At 63.8% G+C, this 24,079-nt stretch carries 26 protein-coding genes, 4 tRNA genes and 2 pseudogenes; 13 read left to right on the top strand and 19 right to left on the bottom strand.

Translation table 11 applies throughout. The features are described 5' to 3' along the window. From ACYUME_RS04270 to ACYUME_RS04250, 5 genes and pseudogenes are all read right to left on the bottom strand, one after another. Positions 1–276 (bottom strand): annotated as a pseudogene (locus tag ACYUME_RS04270) (hypothetical protein). Beyond that, positions 273–1,253: pseudogene (locus ACYUME_RS04265) on the bottom strand (integrase domain-containing protein). The pseudogenes ACYUME_RS04270 and ACYUME_RS04265 overlap by 4 nt, the downstream one beginning before the upstream one ends. Positions 1,254–2,149: 896 nt before the next feature. Beyond that, on the bottom strand, positions 2,150–3,472 hold the full coding sequence (locus ACYUME_RS04260) for a tyrosine-type recombinase/integrase (protein ID WP_460418137.1): 1,323 nt from the start codon (positions 3,470–3,472) through the stop codon (positions 2,150–2,152). 161 nt (positions 3,473–3,633) lie between these two features. Next, positions 3,634–3,709: transfer RNA gene (locus ACYUME_RS04255), tRNA-Thr, on the bottom strand. 58 nt (positions 3,710–3,767) lie between these two features. Continuing rightward, positions 3,768–4,178: a pilin gene (locus ACYUME_RS04250; protein ID WP_460418136.1), complete on the bottom strand. Its 411-nt coding sequence runs from the start codon at positions 4,176–4,178 to the stop codon at positions 3,768–3,770. A gap of 216 nt (positions 4,179–4,394) precedes the next feature. Between ACYUME_RS04250 and ACYUME_RS04245 the strand changes: the two genes are divergently transcribed. The 6 genes from ACYUME_RS04245 to ACYUME_RS04220 all read left to right on the top strand — a co-directional run bounded on the left by ACYUME_RS04245 (position 4,395) and on the right by ACYUME_RS04220 (position 8,269). Continuing rightward, positions 4,395–5,606 (top strand): type II secretion system F family protein, encoded by a 1,212-nt coding sequence (locus ACYUME_RS04245; RefSeq protein WP_460418135.1) that lies wholly within the window; start codon positions 4,395–4,397, stop codon positions 5,604–5,606. A 2-nt stretch (positions 5,607–5,608) separates the two neighbouring features. Next, complete coding sequence (locus tag ACYUME_RS04240) at positions 5,609–6,475, top strand: prepilin peptidase (protein ID WP_460418134.1); 867 nt, start codon at positions 5,609–5,611, stop codon at positions 6,473–6,475. Continuing rightward, positions 6,475–7,098: a dephospho-CoA kinase gene (coaE, locus tag ACYUME_RS04235; RefSeq protein ID WP_279881902.1), complete on the top strand. Its 624-nt coding sequence runs from the start codon at positions 6,475–6,477 to the stop codon at positions 7,096–7,098. Before ACYUME_RS04240 ends, coaE begins: the two co-directional genes overlap by 1 nt. Next, a complete protein-coding gene (gene yacG / locus ACYUME_RS04230) occupies positions 7,095–7,295 on the top strand; it encodes a DNA gyrase inhibitor YacG (protein WP_460418133.1) in 201 nt (66 codons plus the stop codon). Before coaE ends, yacG begins: the two co-directional genes overlap by 4 nt. Before the next feature lie 226 nt (positions 7,296–7,521). Further along, positions 7,522–8,007 carry a hypothetical protein gene (locus ACYUME_RS04225; protein WP_279881907.1) on the top strand — a complete coding sequence of 162 codons (486 nt, stop codon included), beginning with the start codon at positions 7,522–7,524 and terminating at the stop codon, positions 8,005–8,007. A 13-nt stretch (positions 8,008–8,020) separates the two neighbouring features. Beyond that, on the top strand, positions 8,021–8,269 hold the full coding sequence (locus ACYUME_RS04220; RefSeq protein WP_460418132.1) for a hypothetical protein: 249 nt from the start codon (positions 8,021–8,023) through the stop codon (positions 8,267–8,269). Positions 8,270–8,371: 102 nt separating this feature from the next. Here ACYUME_RS04220 and ACYUME_RS04215 read toward each other — a convergent pair whose 3' ends face one another. Continuing rightward, positions 8,372–9,079, bottom strand: coding sequence for an energy-coupling factor ABC transporter permease (locus tag ACYUME_RS04215; RefSeq protein ID WP_460418131.1), 708 nt, complete (start codon positions 9,077–9,079; stop codon positions 8,372–8,374). A gap of 86 nt (positions 9,080–9,165) precedes the next feature. Between ACYUME_RS04215 and ACYUME_RS04210 the strand changes: the two genes are divergently transcribed. The 4 genes from ACYUME_RS04210 to ACYUME_RS04195 all read left to right on the top strand — a co-directional run bounded on the left by ACYUME_RS04210 (position 9,166) and on the right by ACYUME_RS04195 (position 11,968). Next, on the top strand, positions 9,166–9,597 hold the full coding sequence (locus tag ACYUME_RS04210; RefSeq protein WP_460418130.1) for a hypothetical protein: 432 nt from the start codon (positions 9,166–9,168) through the stop codon (positions 9,595–9,597). Between the two features lie 55 nt (positions 9,598–9,652). After that, entirely contained in the window at positions 9,653–10,282 is a 630-nt protein-coding gene (locus tag ACYUME_RS04205) for a DUF1780 domain-containing protein (protein ID WP_011535708.1), read from the top strand. A gap of 132 nt (positions 10,283–10,414) precedes the next feature. After that, complete coding sequence (locus tag ACYUME_RS04200; RefSeq protein ID WP_279881920.1) at positions 10,415–10,588, top strand: DUF3094 family protein; 174 nt, start codon at positions 10,415–10,417, stop codon at positions 10,586–10,588. Positions 10,589–10,672: 84 nt separating this feature from the next. Continuing rightward, entirely contained in the window at positions 10,673–11,968 is a 1,296-nt protein-coding gene (locus ACYUME_RS04195) for an NAD(P)/FAD-dependent oxidoreductase (RefSeq protein ID WP_460418129.1), read from the top strand. A gap of 40 nt (positions 11,969–12,008) precedes the next feature. On the opposite strand, the gene ACYUME_RS04190 is transcribed toward ACYUME_RS04195, so the two are convergent. From ACYUME_RS04190 to rluD, 7 genes are all read right to left on the bottom strand, one after another. Beyond that, positions 12,009–12,545: a dihydrofolate reductase family protein gene (locus tag ACYUME_RS04190; RefSeq protein ID WP_460418128.1), complete on the bottom strand. Its 537-nt coding sequence runs from the start codon at positions 12,543–12,545 to the stop codon at positions 12,009–12,011. 114 nt (positions 12,546–12,659) lie between these two features. After that, positions 12,660–12,735, bottom strand: a tRNA-Lys gene (locus tag ACYUME_RS04185). A 6-nt stretch (positions 12,736–12,741) separates the two neighbouring features. Further along, a tRNA-Pro gene (locus ACYUME_RS04180) sits at positions 12,742–12,818 on the bottom strand. A 4-nt stretch (positions 12,819–12,822) separates the two neighbouring features. Then, positions 12,823–12,898, bottom strand: a tRNA-Asn gene (locus ACYUME_RS04175). A gap of 447 nt (positions 12,899–13,345) precedes the next feature. Next, complete coding sequence (gene clpB, locus ACYUME_RS04170; RefSeq protein ID WP_279881928.1) at positions 13,346–15,910, bottom strand: ATP-dependent chaperone ClpB; 2,565 nt, start codon at positions 15,908–15,910, stop codon at positions 13,346–13,348. A gap of 257 nt (positions 15,911–16,167) precedes the next feature. Next, positions 16,168–16,905 (bottom strand): peptidoglycan editing factor PgeF, encoded by a 738-nt coding sequence (gene pgeF, locus ACYUME_RS04165; RefSeq protein WP_460418127.1) that lies wholly within the window; start codon positions 16,903–16,905, stop codon positions 16,168–16,170. Continuing rightward, entirely contained in the window at positions 16,902–17,864 is a 963-nt protein-coding gene (gene rluD, locus ACYUME_RS04160) for a 23S rRNA pseudouridine(1911/1915/1917) synthase RluD (RefSeq protein WP_279881934.1), read from the bottom strand. Before rluD ends, pgeF begins: the two co-directional genes overlap by 4 nt. A gap of 149 nt (positions 17,865–18,013) precedes the next feature. Here rluD and ACYUME_RS04155 point away from each other — a divergent pair, with 149 nt between their 5' ends. Together ACYUME_RS04155 and ACYUME_RS04150 are read left to right on the top strand one after the other, a co-directional pair. Beyond that, positions 18,014–19,033: an outer membrane protein assembly factor BamD gene (locus ACYUME_RS04155; protein ID WP_279881937.1), complete on the top strand. Its 1,020-nt coding sequence runs from the start codon at positions 18,014–18,016 to the stop codon at positions 19,031–19,033. 94 nt (positions 19,034–19,127) lie between these two features. Then, positions 19,128–19,358 (top strand): PP0621 family protein, encoded by a 231-nt coding sequence (locus ACYUME_RS04150; protein ID WP_279881940.1) that lies wholly within the window; start codon positions 19,128–19,130, stop codon positions 19,356–19,358. Between the two features lie 158 nt (positions 19,359–19,516). Here the strand turns inward: ACYUME_RS04150 and thiO are convergent, their stop codons facing one another. From thiO to ACYUME_RS04125, 5 genes are read right to left on the bottom strand one after another with little or no spacing between them, the layout of a single operon-like run. Further along, positions 19,517–20,614 (bottom strand): glycine oxidase ThiO, encoded by a 1,098-nt coding sequence (gene thiO, locus ACYUME_RS04145; RefSeq protein WP_460418126.1) that lies wholly within the window; start codon positions 20,612–20,614, stop codon positions 19,517–19,519. A 53-nt stretch (positions 20,615–20,667) separates the two neighbouring features. Continuing rightward, positions 20,668–21,066, bottom strand: a complete 399-nt coding sequence (locus tag ACYUME_RS04140) for a type IV pilin protein (RefSeq protein WP_279881944.1) — start codon at positions 21,064–21,066, stop codon at positions 20,668–20,670. Position 21,067: 1 nt separating this feature from the next. After that, positions 21,068–21,538, bottom strand: coding sequence for a hypothetical protein (locus ACYUME_RS04135; RefSeq protein ID WP_460418125.1), 471 nt, complete (start codon positions 21,536–21,538; stop codon positions 21,068–21,070). After that, a complete protein-coding gene (locus ACYUME_RS04130) occupies positions 21,535–22,182 on the bottom strand; it encodes a PilW family protein (RefSeq protein ID WP_460418124.1) in 648 nt (215 codons plus the stop codon). The genes ACYUME_RS04135 and ACYUME_RS04130 overlap by 4 nt, the downstream gene beginning before the upstream one ends. After that, positions 22,179–22,538, bottom strand: coding sequence for a type IV pilus modification PilV family protein (locus ACYUME_RS04125; protein WP_460418123.1), 360 nt, complete (start codon positions 22,536–22,538; stop codon positions 22,179–22,181). The genes ACYUME_RS04130 and ACYUME_RS04125 overlap by 4 nt, the downstream gene beginning before the upstream one ends. Positions 22,539–22,683: 145 nt before the next feature. Here ACYUME_RS04125 and ACYUME_RS04120 point away from each other — a divergent pair, with 145 nt between their 5' ends. Continuing rightward, positions 22,684–23,124: a GspH/FimT family pseudopilin gene (locus tag ACYUME_RS04120; protein ID WP_460418122.1), complete on the top strand. Its 441-nt coding sequence runs from the start codon at positions 22,684–22,686 to the stop codon at positions 23,122–23,124. A gap of 1 nt (position 23,125) precedes the next feature. Here the strand turns inward: ACYUME_RS04120 and ispH are convergent, their stop codons facing one another. After that, positions 23,126–24,073 carry a 4-hydroxy-3-methylbut-2-enyl diphosphate reductase gene (ispH, locus tag ACYUME_RS04115; RefSeq protein ID WP_460418121.1) on the bottom strand — a complete coding sequence of 316 codons (948 nt, stop codon included), beginning with the start codon at positions 24,071–24,073 and terminating at the stop codon, positions 23,126–23,128. Between the last annotated feature and the right edge of the window lie 6 nt (positions 24,074–24,079).

Here is a 24,079-nt window from a genome sequence, read left to right as displayed (position 1 = left end):
TCAGCGATTGATTGTCCAGGGCTTTTCTAATCGACGTGCGAGAAGCCGTAATGTCAGCAAGTAGTAGTACCGCGCCGCCTCGCTCCACGTGCTCAGGCGGTGCTCAAGAAACCAAACCACATGCTTCCTCTGCCAAGTCCAAGGCGTTTCTCGCTGCCAGCGCTCTGAAATTTCAGCTTATATAAGCTTCGCCTGCCGCAAATGACGCTGCTTAGTCGCGTGCGATCCGGTCAGCACTCCAGCCAAGAACAGCTCCATATCGAACGGCTTGCTCATACCCGCCCACCAATGTAAGCAGCGACCACGTCGCTCCGACCGGGCCCCAGCTCATAGCTGATTTGCATCCGGGCTTCACGATCAAAGCTCCGACCTACCTGGTAACATTGTCCGCCGTTGATAGGTGCGAGGTGCTGGGTGATTTGTTCATAACGCTCACATGCGTACGTCGCTCGTAGTTCATGGAAGCCTTTGAGGTTGTGTGCATGCAGGATCTCCCTCGCAGGGCGGATGATATCTCGTAGAAAACTCATGTAACTTTCGTGTGGCGCAATCAGGTTGCGGCTACCCGCAGGTGACACCTGCTGTGCAAACCCAAGCGCCTCGCGAACATGGTCGCCCACCGCAATCCAACGGGGTGCCGAGCCCCCGGCGCGGCCGCCTTTGGTGCCATCCTGAATGTTAATCCTGCCTAGCTCGTTAGCCTCACGCCTTAGCCGTGGTAGGTCAGCTTAGATAGCCTCTCGCAAGCGCATGCCGGTGGCTCGCGCCAGCAGGACGATCGCTGCGACCCGTCTCTGGTCACGACTGCAAAGCGCATCGACGATCTGCTTTATCTGTTCACGGTCTTGACCCTGCGGCACAGAGTGTCGAACCCCGCTGCGCTGCACACCCAACGCCTTGCTTGGACTCGGCAGTTTCACGGACTGATCACCGCGAAGCGCCGCCATGGTCCTGTTAACGCTGGATAGCCGGTTTTGTGCGGTGCTGACGGCGAGGTCACCGCACCCAACCAGCTCGCGTAAATACGCGGCATAGCCCGCCAACACCTTCCGATCAATCTGCCGTGCATCATTGATACCCGGCCCCTGTTCTGAGCGGCACCACTTAACGAATGCCTGCCACCGATCACAGTGTGCTTTCACCGTGCCGTAGTGGCCTCCGCCGAACATGTCTTTCAGCGCTTGTGGTCCTGCGTAACTCAACTGCCTGCCATAGCCGAAATTACGGCCATCGCGTCTACCCAACAATGCCATGTCGGTCACCTCATCTTCCGATATCCGATCCTCGCCCCACGTCATCCCGCCAAGAATGTTGAGTGTTATCAGGGATCAAGGCCCCTGCGACCTGTGGGGAGTGTCCTCTTCGCGGGACTGGCGGCTCCGTACGTCCGGGAGCAAGGGCATCTCATGATCTGGCCTCCTGAGCACCGTTACCGGTGGGCGGGTGGAGGCTGTATTGGCTGACGAGACCAATGCCTGAAGATCCTAAGCCTGGTGCAAGCAGCAATGCGATGACCGGGGCATGCCTGACTGTCAGTCAGGTGCAGTCCATTCCTTGGTCTGCGGCACCATCATCTACATGACTGTTGCTGGTGACTTCGGCGTTTGTCACGCCGATTGTCACGAGGGGGAATGCCGCAAAGCCTTGTGCGATCAGGGCTGCAGCAGTGGTAGAAGTGCCCGTCTCTTTCCAGAAGAAAGAGACGGGCACAGGTTGGCGCAAGATTCGGCCAAGCGGATAGGTTGCTACAGGGCAGCGAGGTACGGAGTATCTGGCGCACGAGCGCTATATGTGTAAGAGCATTCATCACATGGGTAGTGACCGGGCGAGCTGCCGGATGCGAATCGCCCTTGGGGAGAACCACCGCGAGAGCGGCGTGACCTTGAAGGTTCGGGTCACCTGGGGTGCTGTCAACGACAGCCTTTGCACTGTCTTTTCTACGCCCGCAATCCGAGAGGGTCAAGCGACTCGCCCACTGGATTTTGCGGTTGAAAATGGCATTGGGTGTGTACGGAATCCCGTGGTTTCTAGTGGCCGATGTGGTGCTTTTGATTTTTCAGGTGAGGTCCATCCAAACAGGGCGGCTTTGCAGCCCTGTTTGGATGGACCCGTATGGAAAGCAGATCACCGAAATTTCAAAGCCGTGCGCTCACTCGACTGCGCCACGCCTTGCTCTTAGGCTAGAAACGTTTGCCCCGATCTGATTCGCGAACTCATGCGGCGAGATATGCTCCTGCCTGTTCGCTTCGAGGTAACGGCTCCACCAACTCATGATCATTCGCCGCTCCTCCAGGAACTCGGCCTTGTGGATATACGCCGCCCGAACGTTGTTGCGCTCCCTGTGACTCATCTGCCGCTCGATAGCGGTCTCTGACCAAAGCCCGGACTCGACCAAAGCACTGCACGCCATGGACCGGAAGCCATGCCCGCAGATTTCGGTCTTGGTGTCGTAGCCCATGTTCCGCAAAGCGCTGTTGAGTGTGTTCTCGGACATAGGCTTCCACGAGCGGGCGTCACTGGTGATTACCAGATCGAAGTACCCCGTGATCGCATGAATCTGTTCGAGCAACGCCACCGCTTGCGGTGACAGAGGGACCAGATGGATGTCGCCCGCCATCTTCGTTCCTCTGGTCGAATACGGCACGCCGTCCAACGCAGGTCGCGTATCCGGTATCTCCCATATGCCGCGCTTCAGGTCGAACTCACTCCAACGTGCGAAGCGCAATTCGCTGGAGCGGACAAACACATGAAGCGACAGCATCACAGTCAGTCGAGTGAGCATGCGTCCCTTGTAGTTCTCGATGCGATCCATCAACTCTGGCAGACGTGAGAGTGGGAGTGCAGGCCGATGCGTAACCCGTGGCGCGCTGATGAAGCCCTCAAGATCATATGCAGGGTTCACCGTGATCAGCCGCAGCCGCTTCGCCTCACGCATGATGCTCTGAAGGTAGTTTTGTACCCTTAAGGCCACATCGATCGTGCCTCGCTTCTTGATTGCCTCAAGCGGCTGCATGAGATCGAAGGTATCCAGATCAACGATGGCCCGTGCGCCTAGCAGCGGGAATACGTGAGTCTTCAAACGACTCAGCACTGTCCGGGAATGGCCAGGCGCCCACTTCACGGACATTTCCTTATGCCAGTCCAAGGCAACGCGCTCAAAGGTGTGCCCTCTGACAACCGCCTCGGCCTTGGCCTGCTGCTTGGACGCAATCGGATCAATGCCTTCCGCCAGCATCCGCTTAGTCTCCAGACGCTTCTGTCGAGCATCTGCGAGACCGATGACAGGATAATTGCCAAACGAGGTCAGCCCCTCTCGCCCATCCGGTTTCACATACCGGAAGCGCCAGCCTTTGCGGCCATTGGGGTAAACGAGGAGGTAAAGACCGTCACCATCGAAAAGCTTGTATGGGCGGTCAGTAGGTTTGGCCGAGCGGCATGCGGTGTCGGTCAGGGGAGCAGTAGTACGAGCCATAAGGGTAAACCCCTTTATCGAATCGACTTTATCCCAAACGTTACCCCTAAATCGGCTGGCAGCTGTCGGATTCCGACGGAACGCCATAACGAAAAAACCCGCCAGAAGGCGGGTTTTACGGGGGTTCCAGAGATTTTGGTAGCCTTCGCTGGAACCTGAACTGGTGCCGGAGACAGGAATCGAACCTGCGACCTTCGCGTTACGAGTGCGCTGCTCTACCGACTGAGCTACACCGGCGTGTTGCGCAACGTACCACTGCCGTGCCGGTTACGCAAACCCCTGTTTCACCTCACTTTCATTGCACCGTGCAGCCATTCGGCGCGAGGTCTTCCTCCACCGTGGTGACACAGGTCCAGCCCGCCTGGGTACGCGCCAGGGTGAGGGTCTTGCCCAGTACATTGGCCGGCGCTTCGGCCAAGGTGCAGGCAATGCTGGCCGTACCATCCACCGCCCTGCCGCTGGCGGTGATCGCGCAATGCGCGGTGCTCGGCTGGCCGCCCAGGCTGGCGACGTCGGGCACGTCCTTGCCTTCGTTCAACCGTACGTCCATCGGCGTCTTCAGCGCGGAGATCTCCAGCAGCGCCGCCGCAGCCTTGGCGCGGGCCTGGTGGTTGGTATACATGGGGATGGCGATCGTCGCCAGGATGCCGATGATCGCCACGACGATCATCAGTTCGATCAGGGTGATACCTCGTTGCCCTTTCATGAACGGTCTTCCTTCGTAATACATGGAGGCGCGGTCGGCGTTGGCTGCGCCCTGCCCGGCAGGCGCGCAGTAGGCCTGAACCGACACCTTTTGTCACCCCTGCTCGGCAGGGCGTCATCTTCGCTGAACTACTCTAGTGAGCGTCATGGAAACGCGCCCGGGGACGGGCCCGGCAAGCTGTTACGGGGCTTGTCGCACTACGGCGAGGGACTTCGCATGCAACCTTCCACTCACCTCTATGCCTGGGAAGGCGTCGATGCCTGCGGCGTTCATCGACACGGTCAGCACAGCGGGCGCAGCCCGGCGTTCGTGCAGGCGTGGCTGCGCCAGCAGGGCATTCGCCCGACGCGGGTGCGGCTGGTGGGCGGATTGCGCTGGCGTTGGCCGCGGCGGGCGGGCAAGGCGGATGCGTCGGGGTTCAGTCGGCAGCTGGCGACGTTGCTGATGGCGGGGGTGCCGTTGCTGCAGGCGTTCGAGGTGATGGCGCGCAGCACGGTGGACAGTGGCATGGCGGTGTTGCTGGCGCGGTTGAAACAGGATGTGGCGGCGGGGTTGGGGCTGGCGGAAGCGTTGCAGCGTCACCCGGCGTGGTTCGATGCGCTGTACTGCAACCTGGTGCGGGTGGGCGAGCAGTCGGGCACGCTGGACCGGCAGCTGGAGCAGATGGCCGGGATGCTGGAGAAACGCCAGGCGCTGCGGCACAAGGTGCGCAAGGCGATGCTGTATCCGGCGCTGTTGCTGCTGACCGGGCTTGGGGTCGCGGCGTTGTTGCTGCTGGAGGTGGTGCCGCGCTTCCAGGGGTTGTTCGCCAGTTTTGACAAGGCGTTGCCGCCGTTCACGCAGTGGGTGATCGATTTATCCACAGGGCTGGGCAATCACGTGGGGTGGCTGGCGCTGTTGATAACCCTGTCGGGGGTTGGGGTACGGGTGCTTTATCGGCGCCATCTGCCGGCGCGCCTGTGGATGGTGCGCTGGGGGCTGCAGGTGCCGGTGATCGGCACGTTGCTCGGGCAAGCGGCGTTGGCGCGTTTCGCGCGCAGCCTGGCGACTTCTTATGGGGCTGGGGTGGCGTTGCTGGATGCATTGGCCACGGTGGCGCCGGTCAGCGGCAACAGCCTGCATGAGCGGGCGATCCTGGCCCTGCGCCAGCGCGTGGCCAATGGACTGGGCTTGCAGCAGGCGATGGAGGCGGATGACGGGGTGTTTCCGCCGCTGTTGCGCCAGCTGGTGGCGGTCGGCGAGGCCAGCGGCACCCTCGACAGGATGCTGGACAAGGCCGCGCAGCATTACGAAGAACAGGTGGGGCAGGCGCTGGAGCAGTTGACCACGCTGCTGGAGCCGGCCATCGTGCTGATCCTTGGGCTGCTGGTGGGGGGCCTTGTCGTGGCGATGTACTTGCCGATTTTCCAGTTGGGTAGCTTGATCTGAACATGAATGCCTGGTCCCTCGTCCTCGATCATCCGCCGTTGTTCTTCGCCCTGGCTGCGGTGCTGGGGTTGCTGGTGGGGAGTTTTCTCAATGTGCTGGCGCACCGGCTGCCGGTGATGCTCGAGCGCCAGTGGCAGCGCGAGGCGCAGGAGGTGCTGGGGCTGGCGCCGACGGTGCATGAGCGCTTCGACCTGTGCCTGCCGGCTTCGCGCTGCCCGCATTGCCAACACAAGATCCGTGCCTGGGAGAACATCCCGGTGTTGAGCTACCTGGCGTTGCGCGGGCGTTGCTCGGCGTGCAAGGCGCGGATCAGTGCGCGTTATCCGCTGGTGGAGCTGGCCTGCGCCCTGCTCTCGCTGCTGGTGGCCTGGCATTTCGGGCCGGGCGTCGAAGCGCTGGCGGTTATGTTGCTGACCTGGGGCCTGATCGGCTTGAGCCTGATCGATGCCGAGCACCAGCTGCTGCCGGATGTGCTGGTGCTACCGCTGCTGTGGCTGGGGCTGGTGGTCAACGCCTTCGGGCTGCTGGTGCCGCTGGCCGATGCGGTGTGGGGCGCGGTGGCGGGTTACCTGAGCCTGTGGTCGGTGTACTGGGTGTTCAAGCTGGTGACCGGCAAGGAAGGCATGGGCTATGGCGACTTCAAGCTGCTAGCCATGCTCGGTGCCTGGGGTGGCTGGCAGATTTTGCCGCTGACGTTGATGCTGGCCTCCTTGGTGGGGGCGCTGGTCGGGCTGACACTGGTGCGTCTGAAGCGCTCGCAGATGGGCGCGGCGCTGCCTTTCGGGCCTTATCTGGCCATTGCGGGGTGGATCGCAGTGCTCTGGGGTGATGAAATAGTCGCCTCATACCTGCAACTGCTTGGAACCTGATGAGCACAGCGCCCTTCACACCTTGGATTCTCGGCCTGACCGGCGGCATCGGCAGCGGCAAGAGCGCCGCCGCCGAGCGTTTCGTCGAGCTGGGCGTGCACCTGGTCGATGCCGACCAGGCGGCGCGCTGGGTCGTCGAGCCGGGCCGCCCGGCCCTGGCCAGCATCGTCGAGCGTTTCGGCCCCGGCGTGTTGCTGGACGATGGCCAGCTCGACCGTGGCGCCCTGCGCCAGCTGATCTTCGCCGACCCGGCGCAACGGCAATGGCTCGAGCAACTGCTGCACCCGCTGATCGGCCAGGAGATCTTCAGCTACCTGGCCAAGGCCGAGACGCCCTATGCGGTGTATGTCTCGCCGCTGCTGATCGAGTCGGGGCAGTTCCGCAAGACCCAGCGCATATTGGTGATCGATGCGCCGGCCGAGTTGCAGGTGCAGCGCACCCTGCAACGGGACAACACCAGCCCCGAGCAGGTGCAGGCGATTCTCAAGGCCCAGCTGGCCCGGGAAGAGCGCCTGCGCCATGCCGATGACGTGGTGGTCAACGATCGTGACCTGCAATCGCTGCACGACGAGATCGACCGCCTGCACCACTTTTACCTGACTTTGCGAGGAGGCCAGCCATGAGCCAGCCGATGACCGTTGATTGCCCGACCTGCGGGGCGCCTGTGGAATGGGGGGAGAAGAGCCCGTTCCGGCCGTTCTGTTCGGACCGCTGCAAATTGATCGACCTGGGGGCCTGGGCGGCCGAGGAACACAAGATCGCAGGGTCGGATGAGTCCGAGGATGAGCTGTATTCGGGGGATCTGGAGCCGCGGCACTAAGCTGGGCTTGGTGGGGTGAGTGCCACCGCAATCGCGGGACAAGCCCGCTCCCACGTTCTGGTCGGTCAAACGCCCATTACGTGGGAGCTCGACTTTCAGTCGGCAAAACGCCCCAAGACGTTTCGTACGGGTCAATCAGACCAAGCTGAATAGGCGCGCGCTCCATCCATTGGCATCGTTCGAAGCCCATGGATCAAGGCCTCACGGACTGAGGTAGGAAGCACGCATGCAAGTCGACAAACACTACCAGGTCATCGCTTCGCATGGCGTTGTGTTCGACGTAAACGAGTTCACCCTACAACCCGACGCATGTTGCCATCTGCGGACCCTTAGCCTGCCGTTCGTTCACAAAGCGCACTATCAGGTCGTGGAAAAAGTGGCAGAGCTCTACGACAGAATGCTGCCTGGGAAACTGGCCTGCCATATGAGGGTCGCAGTCTCCCGTCCCCTTAGCCGCCAGCAAGGCGACCTGCTCAACGAACAGCGCCACACTGTCACCAATGTTATCGGCGCGCTGGCAGGCAAAACCACAGCGGCACTGGTGGGCGGCCCGGCTGGCTTTGTGGCCGGTCTTGTGACGGGGGGCGCTACCTCGTGGGTAGCAAAGGCAAACATTCCTACCTTCCACGCAGGCGATGTGCTGGTATTGCTATCAGCCTGGGTAAATGGCGGTATCGGACCGCAGTCATCCTCATTGTTGCTGATCATCTGAGCAGGACGCCGACATGCCAGAGCTGTACTTCATCGCTTACGGGTTGGCGGCAGGCGTACTGCTCGACTGGATGTGCCGCCCCAAAATGCTGCGAAGGGCTGTGTACATCATCTTCATGGTGGTTGGCATTACCACTTGCTCCCAATTGGGCGAACGGCAAGTACTGCAGCTCGATGGTGGTCTGTGGGGGATGTTGTTCATGCTTGTCGGCCAGCGTCTGCTGTTCAAACGCTCACGCTATTTTCGCGATGATTCGCATTGAGAAACGGCGGGCCCAGGTCACTCAACTCGCGTGGCAAGCCCGCTCCCACAAGGACAGTGTTTGGCTTGGGAGGGCTACGCGCAGAGGCCCGTACAGGCGACCTTAGCGTTCCTCGTCCTTCCACGGCGCCTGCAGATAGCGGGTGCGATTGAACGTCTCCAGCCACTCCGGGCAGAACACCACCAGAGCACTGATCACCGTGCCGTTGATGAACGCCTCGGGGAACATCATCAGCCACAGGTAGCCGACAAAATCGCCGAGCCACTCCGGCATGGCGAAACGCTCGTCCAGCCACAGCAGCCCCAGCGCGGCCGATACGCATACCAGCACGGTCAGCGCGGCGGGAAAGAACCCTGAACAGAATATGTATACGAACAGGTTACGCGGCTGCGCGCGCTCGACCAGGATCGCGCACACCTCGGTGACCAGCACCGGCAGGCCGACGATCAGCAGGCCATTGACGCCTATCGCGGCGAGGTCCTGGCGGCCGAGCAGCAACAGGCCGAGCTGGGCGAGAAAGCCGCCGAGGATCGCCAGCGGCCAGTCCAGCAGCAGGGTGACGGCGGTCATGCCGATGAAGTGGTACGACACACCGGTGTCGAAGTCGCGGCGCACCAGCCACAACACGAACAGGCAGAACACGGTGCCGAACAGCAGGTGCTGGCGGCGGGTGTCGGTGAGCAGCTCGACCCAGCGGGTGCGGCTGGCGGCCCAGATCAGCAGGGGCACGTAACCGAGCCAGCCGAGGGTGAGGCTGGTGCTGGACAAGACCTGTGCGCTGATCACCTGAACAATATCCCTGTCGGTCATGTGGACAAGCCTGAGTCTACACCCATTCTCCCTTGCGTCCGGTTGCTATAGGCTGGCACCTCCATTCGATGCAGGACGCATCCGCCATGACCGAAGGAATCAACCTGCCCTTGCTCCTGGGCGCAGTGTTCAGCGCCGTCGCAGGTATGCTGCACCTGATGGTCATCGCCGTGGGGCCGCGCTGGTACCGCCTGTTTGGCGCGGGCGAGCGCATGGCCCGGGCCGCCGAACAAGGCCGTGCCTACCCTGCCCTGATCACCACCGTGATCGCTTCGGTCCTGCTGATCTGGGCGGCCTACGCGCTATCGGCAGCCGGCGTGATCGCACCGCTGCCGTTGCTGTTGCCGATCATCTGCCTGATCACGCTGGTGTATCTGGCCCGTGGTCTGCTGGGCCCGCTGTTGCTGGCCGGCACCGGACGCAGCCGGCGTTTCATCGCGGTCAGTTCGGCCATCTGCCTGGGCGGTGGGCTGCTGCACCTGTTCGGTGTGATCCAGCAATGGTTGGTGCTGGGCTGATTCCCACGCACAAACAGCATCTTACCGTCATCAATTAGCGACTAAGCTTGTCCCCATGGATGACTCAGACTACCTGCGCCTGCTTACCATCCAGGCCGAACAAGCCAATGCGTTCCTGTCCAATGCCCGCAAATGGGAGCGCGAGCGTTGGGTCTGCCAGCGCCTGCTGCAAGGGCTGAACATTCCCTACCGCAGCGAGGACTTTACCCCGGCCGGCCAGGAGCCGCCGGATGTGCTGTTCCGCGACGCGGCATTCGAGGTGTTCTTCGTGCTCGACGAGGGGCGCCGGCTCAACGACGAGTGGCGCGAGGAACTGCAACGCCGGCGCAGCGCGTTTTCCCTGAGCCAGCTGGTGCGCCGCGAGCAGCGGCCACGGCGGATCAGCGCCCAGGAGCTGCTGGCGCGCCTGGCCCCGACCCTGCGCAAGAAATCGCACAACTACCGCGAGCGCGGGCTGGACCTGGGCGAGCTGGACATCATCGCCTTCGCCAGCCTCAAGCGCGAGGTGCTCGACCTCAACAGCCATTTTCCGCCGCCCACCGAGTACCTGCGCCAGGGCTGGCGATCGCTGTCGCTGGTGGGGCCGACGTTCGCCCGGGTGCTGTTCGCCCACCCGGACGCGCCGGATTTTCTGCGCGGCAACCTGGGGCGCAGCATCGTGTTCGACGTAGGTATCAGTCTTTGATCCAGTGCCGGGTGTCTTTGCGATCACGTACACTCGGCGCCAGAGATAGAAAGCATTATCATTCGATCCATGCGTTTGCGTGAACGCTGTGGCGTGCACGCAGTCACAAACGTCTATCTGACGAGGCCCACCATGACCAGCCGCCTGAATCCCGAAGATCAGCGTCGCGTCGATGAGTACCTGAGCGCCCCCCAGCATCGAGTCGAGCGCAGGCCCTTCCGGCCGATGCTGCTCCTGTTGCTGGTGGTGGCCGTGACCATCGGTCTGGGCCTGTTGAGCCGCCTGCTGAGTGGACTGGTGCTATGAGCTGCCTTGCGCTCGCCCTGCCCTCATGTCGGATATGGCCGGACCTTGTGTCCACGAATTCCGTAAAACTTGTGAGATATCCCCATGACTCATCGCATCGTGATTGTCGGCGGCGGCGCCGGCGGCCTGGAACTGGCGACCCGCCTGGGCAAAAGCCTGGGCAAGCGCAAGCAGGCCGAGATCACCCTGGTTGATGCCAACCTGACGCACATCTGGAAGCCGCTGCTGCACGAAGTGGCGGCAGGCTCCTTGAACTCCTCGGAAGACGAGCTGAACTACGTGGCCCAGGCCAAGTGGAACCACTTCAACTTCCAGATGGGTCGCATGAGCGGCCTGGACCGTGAACACAAGCTGATCCAGCTGGCCGCGACCCTCGACGACGAAGGCCGCGAGCTGCTGCCTGCGCGCACCCTCGGCTACGACACCCTGGTGATCGCCGTGGGCAGCAACACCAACGACTTCGGCACCCTGGGCGCGGCGCAGCACTGCCTGTTCCTCGACAGCCGCAAGCAGGCCGAGCGCTTCCACCAGCAACTGCTCAACCATTACCTGCGTGCCCACGCGGGCGATGTGGCCAGCGAGCAGATCAGCGTGGCCATCGTCGGCGCCGGCGCCACCGGCGTTGAGCTGGCGGCCGAGCTGCACAACGCCGCTCATGAGCTGGCGGCCTATGGCCTGGACAAGATCCAGCCGAAGGACATGCACATCACCATCATCGAGGCAGGCCCTCGCGTGCTGCCGGCGCTGCCGGAGCGCATCAGCGTGCCGGTGCACAAGACCCTGGAAAAACTCGGGGTGACGGTGCTGACCAACGCCGCGGTCAGCGAAGTGACCGAGGATGGTCTGAAGACCGCCACGGGCGAAGTGATCCAGGCCAGCCTGAAGGTATGGGCGGCGGGTATCCGCGCGCCTGGCTTCCTCAAGGACATCGACGGCCTGGAGACCAACCGCATCAACCAGCTGGTGGTGCGCCCGACCCTGCAGACCACCCGCGACGACAATATCTTCGCCTTCGGCGACTGCGCCGCCTGTCCGCAGCCGGGCAGCGACCGCAACGTGCCGCCACGGGCCCAGGCCGCGCACCAGCAGGCTTCGCTGCTGGCCAAGAGCCTGAAGGCGCGCCTGGAGAACAAGGCGCTGCCGACCTACGAGTACAAGGACTACGGCTCGCTGGTGTCGCTGTCGCGCTTCTCGGCGGTGGGCAACCTGATGGGGAACCTGATGGGCAGCGTGAAGCTGGAGGGCTGGCTGGCGCGGATGTTCTATGTGTCGCTGTACCGCATGCACCAGATGGCGCTGTATGGGTTCTTCCGCACGGCGATGATGATGCTGGGTAGCAAGATTGGCCGGGGGACCGAGCCGCGGCTGAAGCTGCACTGAGACCTTGAGATCCTGGGGCTGCTGCAGCAGCCCCAGCGATTCAACGGACCACGCGATACGTGCTCTGCACGAACCCGCTCTCGTAACTGGTCGTCTTCATGTGCTGCAACAGCACATCCTTCGCCAACCCGCCGAACAACGCAATCCCCTGCCCCAGCAGCACGGGAATGCGGGTAATGGTCAGCTCGTCCACCAGCCCCTCGCGCAGGAACCCCTGAATCAGCTTGCCGCCATCCAGGTACAGGCTTTTTGCGCCCGTCGCCTGCAGATGCTCGAGCAATGCCGGAATCGGCCCCGGATGCAGTTCGACCTGCGCCGGTACGCCCTTGGGCAAGGCTTCGAGGGTGCTGCTGACCACCACAACACGCGTATTCGGATACGGCCATTCGCCAAAGGTCATGACCTTGTCGAAGGTCCCGCGCCCCATCACCAGCGTGTCGATGCTTGCCATGAACCCCGCGTAGCCGTGGTCATCGGTGGACTGGGTGGCGCCCATCAGCCAGTCGAGGCCGCCGTCTTCGCGGGCAATGTAGCCGTCCAGGCTGGTGGCGATGAAAACACTGGCTTTGAGGGACATGCGCTAGGCTCCTGCAGACAAAGGCCACAGGGTAGCAAGGGCAGGAGGATGCCACACCCTGAAAAAACGCGGACAAAAGAAAAAGGGCATCTCATTCGAGATGCCCTTTTTACATGGTGGGTCGTGTAGGATTCGAACCTACGACCAATTGGTTAAAAGCCAACTGCTCTACCAACTGAGCTAACGACCCGGAAAATGGTCGGGGTGAGGGGATTCGAACTCCTGACATCCTGCTCCCAAAGCAGGCGCGCTACCGGACTGCGCTACACCCCGAGATTGGCTCCGCGACCTGGACTCGAACCAGGGACCCAATGATTAACAGTCATTTGCTCTACCGACTGAGCTATCGCGGAACTGAACTTCGGTACATCTTTACAGCTTCGAAGCCTGTGTTAGCTTCGTTCTCTTCAGCGTTGTCGCTGCTGAGGCCGGCTATTCTACATTCTTCGTTTTGCTTGTCAACCACTTTTTTTCGTTCAACTTACTGATTTGTAAGTTGTTTTCAGATCGTCGGTGTTGCTGGCGATCTGCTCAGTGCCTGACAGCGGGGCGAATATTAGGGGCACTCTGATTTTTGTGCAAGAACTTTTTTCAAAATTTTCAGCAAGTTAGGTAGGAAGCCGGAAAATCAGGGGGTTGCGGCGCCTGCACTGGCCTTATCGCGGGTCAAGCCCGCTCCCACGTGCATAGAGCATCTCACGCAGATCCGTCGTGGGAGCGGGCTTGACCCGCGATGGCGCCAGGACAACCAACATAAAAAAGCCCCGCATGTGCGGGGCTCTTCATCAACAGCCAGATGATCAGGCAAAGACGATCTCGTCGCCCTCCACCTTCGCGGTGATCGCCGCGCCAGGCAGGAACTCGCCAGCCAGGATCAGCTGCGCCAGCGGGTTCTCGATCCAGCGCTGGATCGCCCGCTTGAGCGGCCGTGCGCCATACACCGGGTCGTAACCAACGGCGATCAGCTTGTCCAGCGCCTCCGGGCTCAGGCTCAGCGACAGCTCGCGCTCGGCCAGGCGGCTGCGCAGGCGGCCGAGCTGGATCTCGGTGATGCCGGCGATCTGCTCGCGACCCAGCGGCTCGAACACCACCACTTCGTCGATCCGGTTGATAAACTCCGGACGGAAGTGCGAACCCACCGCGTCCATCACCGCCGCGCGCTGGGCCTCGCGGTCGCCGGCCAACTCCTGGATCTGCGCCGAGCCCAGGTTGGAGGTCATCACGATCACCGTGTTGCGAAAATCCACGGTACGCCCGTGGCTGTCGGTCAGGCGGCCATCTTCGAGCACCTGCAGCAGCACGTTGAACACATCCGGGTGGGCTTTCTCCACCTCGTCGAGCAGCACCACCGAGTACGGCTTGCGACGCACGGCCTCGGTCAGGTAGCCGCCCTCTTCATAGCCCACGTAGCCTGGCGGGGCACCGATCAGGCGAGCCACGGAGTGCTTCTCCATGAACTCGGACATATCGATGCGCACCATGGCCTCCTCGGTGTCGAAGAGGAACTCGGCCAGCGCCTTGCACAGCTCGGTCTTGCCCACCCCGGTAGGCCCGAGGAACAGGAACGAGCCGCTCGGGCGGTTCGGATCGGACAGCCCGGCGCGGGAGCGACGCACGGCGTTGGCCACGGCGGTCACCGCCTCGTCCTGGCCGATCACCCGCTCGTGCAGCAGGTTTTCCATCTTCAGCAGCTTCTCGCGCTCGCCTTCGAGCATCTTGGCCACCGGGATGCCGGTCCACTTGGAGACCACTTCGGCGATTTCTTCCTCGGTCACCTTATTGCGCAGCAGCTGGTTCTCGGTCTTGCCGTGCTGGTCGACCATCTGCAGGCTGCGCTCCAGGTCCGGGATCACCCCGTACTGCAGCTCGGCCATACGGCTCAGGTCGCCCTTGCGGCGGGCGGCTTCCAGCTCCTGGCGGGCCTGCTCGATCCTTTGCTGGATCTGCGCCGAGCCCTGCACTTCGGCTTTTTCCGAGGCCCAGATTTCTTCGAGGTCGGAGTATTCACGCTCCAGGCGCTCGATTTCTTCGGTCAGTTTCTCCAGACGTTTCTTCGCCGCTTCGTCTTCTTCTTTCTTCAGCGCCTGGGATTCCACCTTCAGCTGAATCAGACGACGGTCGAGGCGATCGAGCACTTCCGGCTTGGAGTCGATTTCCATGCGGATACGGCTGGCGGCTTCGTCGATCAGGTCGATGGCCTTGTCCGGCAGTTGGCGATCGGTGATGTAGCGGTGGCTGAGCTTGGCCGCGGCGATGATCGCGCCGTCGGTGATGGCCACCTTGTGGTGCACTTCATAGCGTTCTTTCAGGCCGCGCAGGATGGCGATGGTGTCTTCCTCGCTCGGCTCCTCGACCAGCACCTTCTGGAAACGGCGCTCGAGGGCGGCGTCCTTTTCGATGAACTGGCGGTACTCGTTGAGCGTGGTGGCGCCGACGCAGTGCAGCTCGCCACGGGCCAGGGCCGGCTTGAGCATGTTGCCAGCGTCCATGGCGCCCTCGCCTTTGCCGGCGCCGACCATGGTGTGCAGCTCGTCGATGAACAGGATGATCTGGCCTTCCTGCTTGGACAGCTCATTGAGCAGCGCCTTGAGCCGCTCTTCGAACTCGCCGCGGTACTTGGCGCCGGCGATCAGCGCGCCCATGTCCAGCGCCAGCAGGCGCTTGCCCTTCAGGCCGTCGGGCACTTCGCCGTTGATGATGCGCTGGGCCAGGCCTTCGGCGATGGCGGTCTTGCCCACGCCGGGCTCACCGATCAGCACTGGGTTGTTCTTGGTACGGCGTTGCAGCACCTGCACAGTGCGGCGGATTTCGTCGTCACGGCCGATCACCGGATCCAGCTTGCCTTCCTCGGCGCGCTTGGTCAGGTCGACGGTGTACTTGTCCAGGGCCTGGCGCGACTCCTCGGCGTTGGCGTCGTTCACCGCCGCGCCGCCGCGCAGGTTGTTGATGGCGTTTTCCAGGGCCTTCTTGCTCACGCCCTGGCCGAGCAGCAGCTTGCCGACCTTGCTGTTCTCGTCCATGGCGGCGAGCAGCACCAGCTCGCTGGAGATGAACTGGTCGCCCTTCTGCTGGGCCAGGCGGTCGGCTTGATTGAGCAGGCGCGCCAGGTCCTGGGACATGTTCACGTCGCCGGTCGGGTTCTGGATTTTCGGCAGCTGGTCGAGCTCCTTGGTCAACGCCTTGCGCAGGCTGTTGATGTCGAAGCCGACCTGCATCAGCAGCGGCTTGATGGAGCCACCCTGCTGGTCGATCAGTGCCTGCAGCAGGTGCAGGGGCTCGATGGCAGGGTGGTCCATGCCCACGGCCAGGGATTGGGCATCGGATAACGCGAGTTGCAGCTTGCTGGTCAGTCGGTCTATGCGCATGGGGGTACCTTCCTTTTAAAGGGCAGGCGGAGCGATGGACAGCACCTTGATGATGAACCTGCCTGAGATGACCAATAGATAGGGGCAATTCTGGAAGATTCAAGCGTAGCGGGGTTGACAGAGGTCAGCAGGCGGTGGATGGCCTGGGGGCTGCTTTGCAGCCCTTTCGCGACACAAGGCCGCTCCTACAGAGAATCGCGCAGTCCTGTAGGAGCGGCCTTGTGTCGCGAAAGGGGCGCAAAGCGCCCCCGGCTTCATCAAGACTGCAACCAGACCAGCGAAGCGAAGCGCCCACCCTGCGGGGTGCGGCGATAGGAGAAGAAGCGCGGGTCACTGACGGTGCAGAACCCGCCGCCATACACGGCGGTGACACCTCGCGCCGCCAGGCGGATGCGCGCCAGCTGGTAGATATCGGCCATCAGCTTGCCCGGACGCTCGCCGTCGACGAACGCCGTGGCGGCTTCGGGATGCACGGCGGTAAAGGCATCGCGCACTTCCAGCCCCACTTCGAACGCTTGTGGCCCGATGGCCGGCCCCAACCACACCAGCACCTCTTCAGGCGCCAGGGCCAGGCGATCGAGGGTCGCTTCGAGCACGCCACCGGCCAACCCGCGCCAGCCGGCATGGGCAGCGGCGACACGCGTACCGGCGCGGTCGCAGAACAGGGCTGGCAGGCAATCGGCGGTCATCACGGTGCAGGCGATGCCAGGCCGGTCGGTCCAACTGGCATCGGCCTCGGCCACCACGGCGGGATCGGCGTCGGCCACCACCAGCCCATGCACCTGCTTGAGCCAGGCGGGCTGGATGGCGAATTCATCGCTGAGGCGACGGCGATTCTCAGCGACCGCCAGCGGGGCATCGCCCACATGGTCGCCGAGATTGAACGATTCGTAGGGCGGCAGGCTGACACCGCCCTCGCGGGTGGTGACGCAGGCGCGAACCGAGGCCGGGGCTGGCCAGTCGGGGAGGATCAGCGACTGCGTCAGACCGCTCATCCGATAAAGCTCTCGCGGTCGTCGTTGAGCAGCGACAGCAGCCAGAGGAAATCGTCCGGCAGCGGCGAGGCCCACTCCATGCGCTCACCGGTGGTCGGGTGGTCCAGCGCCAGGAAGCGCGCATGCAAGGCCTGGCGCGGGAAGTTCTTCACCGCCTCGACCATGGCCACGCTGGCCGCGGGCGGAATGCGGAAACGCACACCATAGGTCTGGTCGCCGACCAGCGGATAACCGACATGCGCCATGTGCACGCGAATCTGGTGGGTGCGGCCGGTTTCCAGCTTGACCCGCACATGGGTGTGCGAACGGAAGCGCTTGAGCACGCGGTAGTGGCTGACGGCCGGCTTGCCGCCTTCGGTCACCGCCATGCGCTGGCGCTCGCCACCGTGACGGCCGATCGGCGCGTCGATCTTGCCGCCGGCGATCACCACGCCAACCACGATGCACTCGTAGACACGGCTGACCGAACGCTTCTGCAACTGGTCGACCAGGTTGGTCTGCGCCTGCAGGGTCTTGGCCACCACCATCAGGCCGGTGGTGTCCTTGTCCAGGCGGTGGACGATACCGGCGCGCGGCACGTTGACGATGTCCGGCACGTGGTGCAGCAGGGCATTGAGCAGGGTGCCGTCGGGATGACCCGCTGCCGGGTGGACCACCAGGCCCGCGGGCTTGTTGATCACCAGGATCTGGTCGTCCTCGTAGACGATGTCCAGCTCGATGTCCTGAGCCACCCATTCGCCCTGGGCCTCCTGCTCGGCCTCGAGGGCCAGGATGGAGCCGGTGTGGACGGTGTCGCGCGGTCGCAGCACCGCGCCATCGACGGTCAGGCGGCCATCCTTGATCCACGAGGCCAGGCGCGAACGCGAGTACTCGGCGAACAGTTGGGCGGCGACTTGGTCGAGGCGTTGGCCGCCCAGTTCGGACGGGACCTCTGCGCTAAGTTGAATGATCTCGGACATGCTCGAATCGACGGGCGTTCAGCCTTTGGTTTCGGCTGCGCGCTTGTGGTTAAATACGGCTTCTTTTGCCCCGGGGTTTGGCCGGGGGCGCTCATCATAACAGGACGGCACCGCCCAAGACAGCGGCCGTCAAAGGGACGCAAGCCGCCATGCAAGTGAAACACCTGCTGCTGATCGCCATCCTCGGGCTCACCGCTGCCTGTTCCTCGAACAAGGAAGTCATTGACGAGAACCTCAGCGAGGCCGAGCTGTACCAGCAGGCGCAGGCCGACCTGGACAACTCCAGCTATACCAGCGCCGTGAACAAGCTCAAGGCCCTGGAATCGCGCTATCCGTTCGGCCGCTACGCCGACCAGGCCCAGCTCGAGCTGATCTACGCCAACTACAAGAACTCCGAGCCCGAGGCCGCCAAATCCGCCGCCGAGCGCTTCATCCGCCTGCACCCGCAGCACCCGAACGTCGACTACGCCTACTACCTCAAGGGCCTGACTTCGTTCGACCAGGACCGTGGCCTGCTGGCGCGCTTCCTGCCGCTGGACATGACCAAGCGTGACCCGGGCGCCGCCCGCGACTCGTACAACGAGTTCGCCCAGCTGACCAGCCGCTTCCCCAACAGCCGCTACGCCCCGGACGCCAAGCAGCGCATGATCTACCTGCGCAACCTGCTGGCCGCCTACGAAATCCACGTGGCCAACTACTACCTGAGCCGCGAAGCCTACGTGGCCGCTGCCAACCGTGGCCGCTACGTGGTGGAGAACTTCCAGGAAACCCCGTCGGTGGGCGATGGCCTGGCGGTGATGGTCGAGTCGTACCAGCGCATGCACCTGGACGAGCTGGCCGCCACCAGCCTTGAAACGCTCAAGCTCAACTACCCGGACCACCCAAGCCTGGTCGATGGCCAGTTCGTCACCAAGGTGGACGAGAGCGGCAATCGCTCCTGGCTGTCCAAGGCCACCCTGGGCCTGATCGAGACCGACACGCCACTGCCGCCGGGCGAGACCCGTGCCAACCAGGACGTGGTCAAGCAATTCCAGGACGCCCGTTCGGAAATGCCAGCCGAGCTGCTGCCCAAGGACGAGAACGGCGACCCGATCCTGCCGGAAGGGCCGAAAGGCGCCGAGGAAGAACGCTCGTGGTTCAGCTACATGACCTTCGGTCTGTTCGACTGACCCACGCCGTGACACGAAAGGGAGGCCCGAGGCCTCCCTTTTTTATTGGCAGCGTCCTAGACTGTCGGCTTCTTTTCTCGACAAGCTGGACACCATGGTTCGCCTACTCTTCTGGATCGCCCTGATCGCCGCCGCGTTCTGGCTGTGGCGCAAGTTCAAAGCCTCTCAGCAATCGCCTGCCGAGCCGCGCCTGCAGGACCCGCTGAAGATGGTGCGCTGCGCCCATTGCGGCGTGCACCTGCCCAACGACCGGGCGTTGCAGCGTGGCCAGGAGTGGTACTGCAGCCAGCAGCATCTGGAGCAAGGGCCAGGCCAGCAACGCTGACCGACGCGCCTTACACGATCCCTGCAGGAGCGGCCTTGTGTCGCGAAAGGGCTGCGCAGCAGCCCCAGGGTTTCAGCGTTGACGCAAAGATTGTCGGGGCCGCCCTGCGGCCCTTTCGCGACACAAGGCCGCTCCTACAGGGGAGGAGAACGGCAAACTCAGCCCAACCGCCCCTCAGGCGCATACGGCGCCGGGTCAATGATCGGCTCGGCCCCTGTCAGCAAGTCGGTGAACAGCTGGCACGACGCCGGCGCCAGCACCAGCCCGTTGCGGTAATGCCCGCAGTTCAGCCACAACCCTGCCTGCCCCGGCACCTTGCCGATATACGGGATGCCTTCCGGCGACCCTGGGCGCAGGCCGGCCCAGTGCCCGACCACCTCGGCATCCGCCAGGGCCGGCAACAACTCCAGCGCCGAAGCCTTCAGGCTCTCCAGCGCCTCGCCAGTCGGGGTCTTGTCGTAACCGGCATGTTCCAAGGTGCTGCCCACCAGAATGTGTCCATCCCGACGCGGGATCGCATAGCGGCCTTTGGCCAGGACCATGCTCGGCAGGAAGTCCTCGGCGCACTTGAACAGGATCATCTGGCCCTTCACCGGTTCCACCGGCAGCGTCAGCCCGAGGCTGCGCAGCAGGTCACCGCTCCAGGCACCGGCACTGAGCACCACATCGTCGGCGGCAATCACGCCTTTCTCGGTCTGCACACCAACGACGCGCTCACCTTCATGGACGAAACCCGTGATCTGGCAATGCTCGCGCAGGGTCACGTTCGGCAACGCCTGCAGCGCGGCCTTGAGCGACTTCACCAGCCGCGGGTTGCGCACGTTGGCCACGCCCGCCATGTAGATGGCATGGCGGTAACCCGGGCCGAGCACTGGCACGGCGTCGTAGGCCGCCGAAATATCCACCGCGCTGAGCGGGCGATGCTCGCGCGCCGCCCAGGCCAGGGCCTCGGCCTCGTCGTCCAGATCCAGCCAGTACAGCCCGGTGGTGTGCACCTCGGGATCGACACCGGTGCTGGCGAACAGGCGCTCGCCCAGCTGTGGATAAAAATCCTGCGACCAGTGCGCCAGCGCGGTCACCGCCGGGCTGTAGCGCCACGGATACAGCGGCGAAACGATGCCGCCACCGGCCCAGGACGACTCACGCCCCACTTCGCCCTGGTCGCACACCACCACACGGTCGACCTCGGCCGCCAGGTTGAACGCCGTCAGCAGGCCGATGACTCCACCGCCGACAATCACTACTTGCTTGCTCATCGTTCGATCCAACATCTGAAGTAATTCCACGGTGCGCGGGCACCTCATGCGCTTCAGCTGCCCCAGCATGCGTCACTGCTTTCACCGCTGCCCGGGTTGTCGCGCCCGCCGCTCTGATCCAGGCGAAAGTCGCCGCAGCGGTCGTCGGCCATGAAAGCTTGTGGCAAGCGCGTGGCGAGCAACTGGAAACCGTCGTTGTCGCGTCGGGCCTGCAGGCGGTAGTAGCGATTGCCAGCGGGTAACGTAGTGGTCAGCTGCTCGGTGTCGGCATAACCGCCCGCGCGCACCCGATGCTGCTCCAGGCGCAACGCCGCGTCCTGCAGCAGGCCGACCACCTCGCTGCGCGCGGCGCGCCGCAGCTGGTCGCTGTAGCTGGGGTAGGCAATGGCTGCCAGCATGCCGATCACGGCCACGACAATCAATAACTCGATCAGACCAAGACCGCGCTGCATGTCAGTCGCCCTCCAAACGCTGGCGCCAGCTGACCCGGGTGACGCTGGCCATGTCATCAACGGCATACACCGCTTCCAATAGCTGACGAGCACGGACCTGGCGACTGACGGCAGTCACCCGCACCAGCGTCAGGCGATCGCCCGGCGGCATGCCTGCGACACGCGTACTAGGCCCAAGGGTCTGCAGCAGGACGAAGCCACTGTCGGTACGCAACCAGGGCAAGGACGGTTGCTCGCCCGGCTGGCCTGGCGGCTGGCACGGCAGGCATGGCGCAGGCACACCGTTGGCCAACAGGGCGGCGCCCTCGAACAGGCTCGACTCCGCCTGCTCGAAGGCCTGGGCGACGGCCAGTTGCTCGCCCAGCTGGCGTTGCTGCAGCAGCCCTTCGCGCACTGCCATGCTGGCCAGCAGGCCAAGCACCAGGCTCAAGGTGAGCGCCAGCAGCAGCACCACGCCACGCTGCCGGGTCATGACTCGGTCCGCCCGTTGCGTAGGGCGACGCTCACCGCATGCCGCTGCTCGAGCAAGTGCTGCCGATCGAACAGCGTCAGGCGGATATCCAGGCGCTCGCCCTCGCGCTCCCGCACCCGGCGCACCTCCAGCGCGCGCACGTTGTCGACCAGCGCGGCGTGCTGCGCATTGCTGGTGAGCATGAGGCTGCCGTTGCGCACGCGGTAGCTCACCCGGCGCACGGGCAAGGCCAGCCACTGGCCCTCCCCCACATGCTGCCCCCGTAGCACCTTGGCCCAGCTGCGGCAGTCGCTGAGCACCGTCCAGTCGGGCGGCCCGAGCAGCCCCGGCAGCTGTGCGCCAATCAGGGTGAGGCCGTCGTCGCTGATCTCGATGGGGTGGGCGAACGCCTGGGCGCTGGCAGGATCGTCGAAGTCTGCGGCCTCAAGGCTCAGACAACCGAACATGCCGGCCTGGCGGACATCCTCGACCAGTCGCTGCAAGGCCAGGCGCGCATCGTCCTGCAGGCGAGCCGACGCGCCCTGCAGGCGCGAGGCGTGATGGGCCGAGACGAACACCTGGCCGGTGACCGCCAGCAGCATGGCGCCAAGCGCCAGGGCCAGCAACGCCTCCATCAGGCCGAGCCCGGTCTGCCGGTACCTCATGGCGCGACCCGGCCTTGCAGGCTCAATGCCTGGCGCTGTTCTCCCGTGCCGGGCCAATCGAGCTCCACCGACAGCATGCCCGCCGACAGGCTCAGGTGCCCTTGCGCCGAGGTGCCCAGCTGCCGGATCACCTGGGCCTGCCACGCCGCCTGCATTCCGGCATCGAGCGAACCCGCCGCCCTGCCCTGCTCCAGCATGCCCTGGGCGAGCTGCAGCGCCTGGCCCGAAAGCCGTGCGCCCTCGGTCGCCTGCATGCCACGCAACTGCAAGGCCGCCGATGCGAACAGGCCCAGCGCCAGCACCGTCATCGCCAGCAAGATCTCCAGCAGGGTCATGCCCCCTTCCCTTGCACGCATCGCCCCTCCTGGGATCTTTCCTCGCCCGATAGCCGAACCGGCCGACTGGCGCCCATGCCACTCTGCCCGGAAGCTACAGCGAAGCACTTCCCGGGAGGAATGCACGGTGAGGCAACAGGGGGTAACACTGATACAAATGATGTGCATGCTGGCCGTGGCGAGCCTTCTGACTCACCTGGGATTGACGGCCTACAAAAACTTCAGCGAAGAACAGCATCTGGCGGCGGTGGCCAGGGAGCTGGAGCAGGCCTTGCGCGCGGCGCGCAACCAGGCGGCACTGTTGCGCAGGGCAGTGCTGGTCGAACCACTGGAAGGCGACTGGGGCAAGGGCTGGCGCTCGTCGCAGGAGCGCGATGGCCAGTTACTGGCCGAGCAGCGCCTGAGCAGGCCGGTGCCGATCAGCGCCACCTCAGCCAGGGCGGTGAGGTTCAGTGGTCGGGGGGCACCGTTGGGTATCGGCTTCGGCGGCACCACACTGGACATCTGCCAGCGCACCACCCTCGACAGTCGTCACCAGGTGGTGCTGAGCCCTACCGGCCGGGTCAGCCTGCGCAGCGACGGAGGCCGCCGCTGTGCAGGTGGCTGAGTCAGATCAGCGAGCGAACCCGCAGCTCCTTGGGCATGGAGAAGGTGATGTTCTCCTCGCGCCCGTCGAGCTCCTCGGCGCCGGTGGCGCCCCAGGCCTTGAGCTGCTCGATCACGCCACGCACCAGTACCTCGGGGGCCGAGGCGCCGGCGGTGATGCCGATGCGCTCGACACCGTCGAACCAGTCACGCTGCAGGTCTTCGGCGCCGTCGATCAGGTAGGCTGGCGTGCTCATGCGCTCGGCCAGCTCGCGCAGGCGGTTGGAGTTGGAGCTGTTGGGGCTGCCGACCACCAGCACCACGTCGCACTCGTCGGCCAGCTGCTTGACGGCGTCCTGGCGGTTCTGCGTGGCGTAGCAGATGTCGTCCTTGCGCGGGCCACCGATGTTCGGGAAGCGCGCGCGCAAGGCGTCGATCACCCGGCTGGTGTCGTCCATCGACAGGGTGGTCTGGGTGACGAAGGCCAGGTGGTCAGGATTACGCACTTGCAGGTTGGCGACGTCCTTCTCGTCTTCGACGAGATAGATGCTGCCGCCGTTGCTGGCGTCATACTGCCCCATGGTGCCCTCGACTTCCGGGTGCCCTTCATGGCCGATGAGGATGGTCTCACGCCCATCGCGGCTGTACTTGGCGACCTCGATGTGCACCTTGGTCACCAGCGGGCAGGTGGCGTCGAACACTTTCAGACCACGGCCGGCGGCCTCCTGGCGTACCGCTTGCGAGACGCCGTGGGCGCTGAAGATGACGATGACGTCGTCCGGTACCTGGTCGAGTTCTTCGACGAACACCGCGCCACGGTTGCGCAGGTCCTCGACCACGAACTTGTTGTGCACCACTTCGTGACGCACGTAGATCGGTGGTCCGAAGACTTCCAGGGCACGGTTGACGATCTCGATCGCCCGGTCGACCCCCGCGCAGAAGCCGCGCGGGTTGGCGAGTTTGATTTGCATGCTCGG

The sequence above is a fragment of the Pseudomonas sp. microsymbiont 2 genome (assembly GCF_054788395.1).
Note: the sequence above shows the minus strand (reverse complement) of the source record. Positions and strands in the feature narration are given on the sequence as shown.

Excerpts from the sequence above, each read along its gene's own strand:
- ACYUME_RS04155 (WP_279881937.1), top strand. The coding sequence starts at position 18,014 with ATGCAAGTGAAACACCTGCTGCTGATCGCCATCCTCGGGCTCACCGCT.
- ACYUME_RS04190 (WP_460418128.1), bottom strand. The coding sequence starts at position 12,545 with ATGTCCCTCAAAGCCAGTGTTTTCATCGCCACCAGCCTGGACGGCTAC.
- ACYUME_RS04125 (WP_460418123.1), bottom strand. The coding sequence starts at position 22,538 with ATGCGTGCAAGGGAAGGGGGCATGACCCTGCTGGAGATCTTGCTGGCG.
- ACYUME_RS04210 (WP_460418130.1), top strand. The coding sequence starts at position 9,166 with ATGACCGAAGGAATCAACCTGCCCTTGCTCCTGGGCGCAGTGTTCAGC.
- ACYUME_RS04225 (WP_279881907.1), top strand. The coding sequence starts at position 7,522 with ATGCAAGTCGACAAACACTACCAGGTCATCGCTTCGCATGGCGTTGTG.
- ACYUME_RS04120 (WP_460418122.1), top strand. The coding sequence starts at position 22,684 with ATGCTGGCCGTGGCGAGCCTTCTGACTCACCTGGGATTGACGGCCTAC.
- yacG (WP_460418133.1), top strand. The coding sequence starts at position 7,095 with ATGAGCCAGCCGATGACCGTTGATTGCCCGACCTGCGGGGCGCCTGTG.
- ACYUME_RS04260 (WP_460418137.1), bottom strand. The coding sequence starts at position 3,472 with ATGGCTCGTACTACTGCTCCCCTGACCGACACCGCATGCCGCTCGGCC.
- ACYUME_RS04200 (WP_279881920.1), top strand. The coding sequence starts at position 10,415 with ATGACCAGCCGCCTGAATCCCGAAGATCAGCGTCGCGTCGATGAGTAC.
- ACYUME_RS04205 (WP_011535708.1), top strand. The coding sequence starts at position 9,653 with ATGGATGACTCAGACTACCTGCGCCTGCTTACCATCCAGGCCGAACAA.
- ACYUME_RS04250 (WP_460418136.1), bottom strand. The coding sequence starts at position 4,178 with ATGAAAGGGCAACGAGGTATCACCCTGATCGAACTGATGATCGTCGTG.
- ACYUME_RS04140 (WP_279881944.1), bottom strand. The coding sequence starts at position 21,066 with ATGCAGCGCGGTCTTGGTCTGATCGAGTTATTGATTGTCGTGGCCGTG.
- clpB (WP_279881928.1), bottom strand. The coding sequence starts at position 15,910 with ATGCGCATAGACCGACTGACCAGCAAGCTGCAACTCGCGTTATCCGAT.
- rluD (WP_279881934.1), bottom strand. The coding sequence starts at position 17,864 with ATGTCCGAGATCATTCAACTTAGCGCAGAGGTCCCGTCCGAACTGGGC.
- ACYUME_RS04130 (WP_460418124.1), bottom strand. The coding sequence starts at position 22,182 with ATGAGGTACCGGCAGACCGGGCTCGGCCTGATGGAGGCGTTGCTGGCC.
- coaE (WP_279881902.1), top strand. The coding sequence starts at position 6,475 with ATGAGCACAGCGCCCTTCACACCTTGGATTCTCGGCCTGACCGGCGGC.
- pgeF (WP_460418127.1), bottom strand. The coding sequence starts at position 16,905 with ATGAGCGGTCTGACGCAGTCGCTGATCCTCCCCGACTGGCCAGCCCCG.
- ACYUME_RS04240 (WP_460418134.1), top strand. The coding sequence starts at position 5,609 with ATGAATGCCTGGTCCCTCGTCCTCGATCATCCGCCGTTGTTCTTCGCC.
- ACYUME_RS04150 (WP_279881940.1), top strand. The coding sequence starts at position 19,128 with ATGGTTCGCCTACTCTTCTGGATCGCCCTGATCGCCGCCGCGTTCTGG.
- ispH (WP_460418121.1), bottom strand. The coding sequence starts at position 24,073 with ATGCAAATCAAACTCGCCAACCCGCGCGGCTTCTGCGCGGGGGTCGAC.
- ACYUME_RS04135 (WP_460418125.1), bottom strand. The coding sequence starts at position 21,538 with ATGACCCGGCAGCGTGGCGTGGTGCTGCTGCTGGCGCTCACCTTGAGC.
- ACYUME_RS04245 (WP_460418135.1), top strand. The coding sequence starts at position 4,395 with ATGCAACCTTCCACTCACCTCTATGCCTGGGAAGGCGTCGATGCCTGC.
- ACYUME_RS04195 (WP_460418129.1), top strand. The coding sequence starts at position 10,673 with ATGACTCATCGCATCGTGATTGTCGGCGGCGGCGCCGGCGGCCTGGAA.
- ACYUME_RS04215 (WP_460418131.1), bottom strand. The coding sequence starts at position 9,079 with ATGACCGACAGGGATATTGTTCAGGTGATCAGCGCACAGGTCTTGTCC.
- ACYUME_RS04220 (WP_460418132.1), top strand. The coding sequence starts at position 8,021 with ATGCCAGAGCTGTACTTCATCGCTTACGGGTTGGCGGCAGGCGTACTG.
- thiO (WP_460418126.1), bottom strand. The coding sequence starts at position 20,614 with ATGAGCAAGCAAGTAGTGATTGTCGGCGGTGGAGTCATCGGCCTGCTG.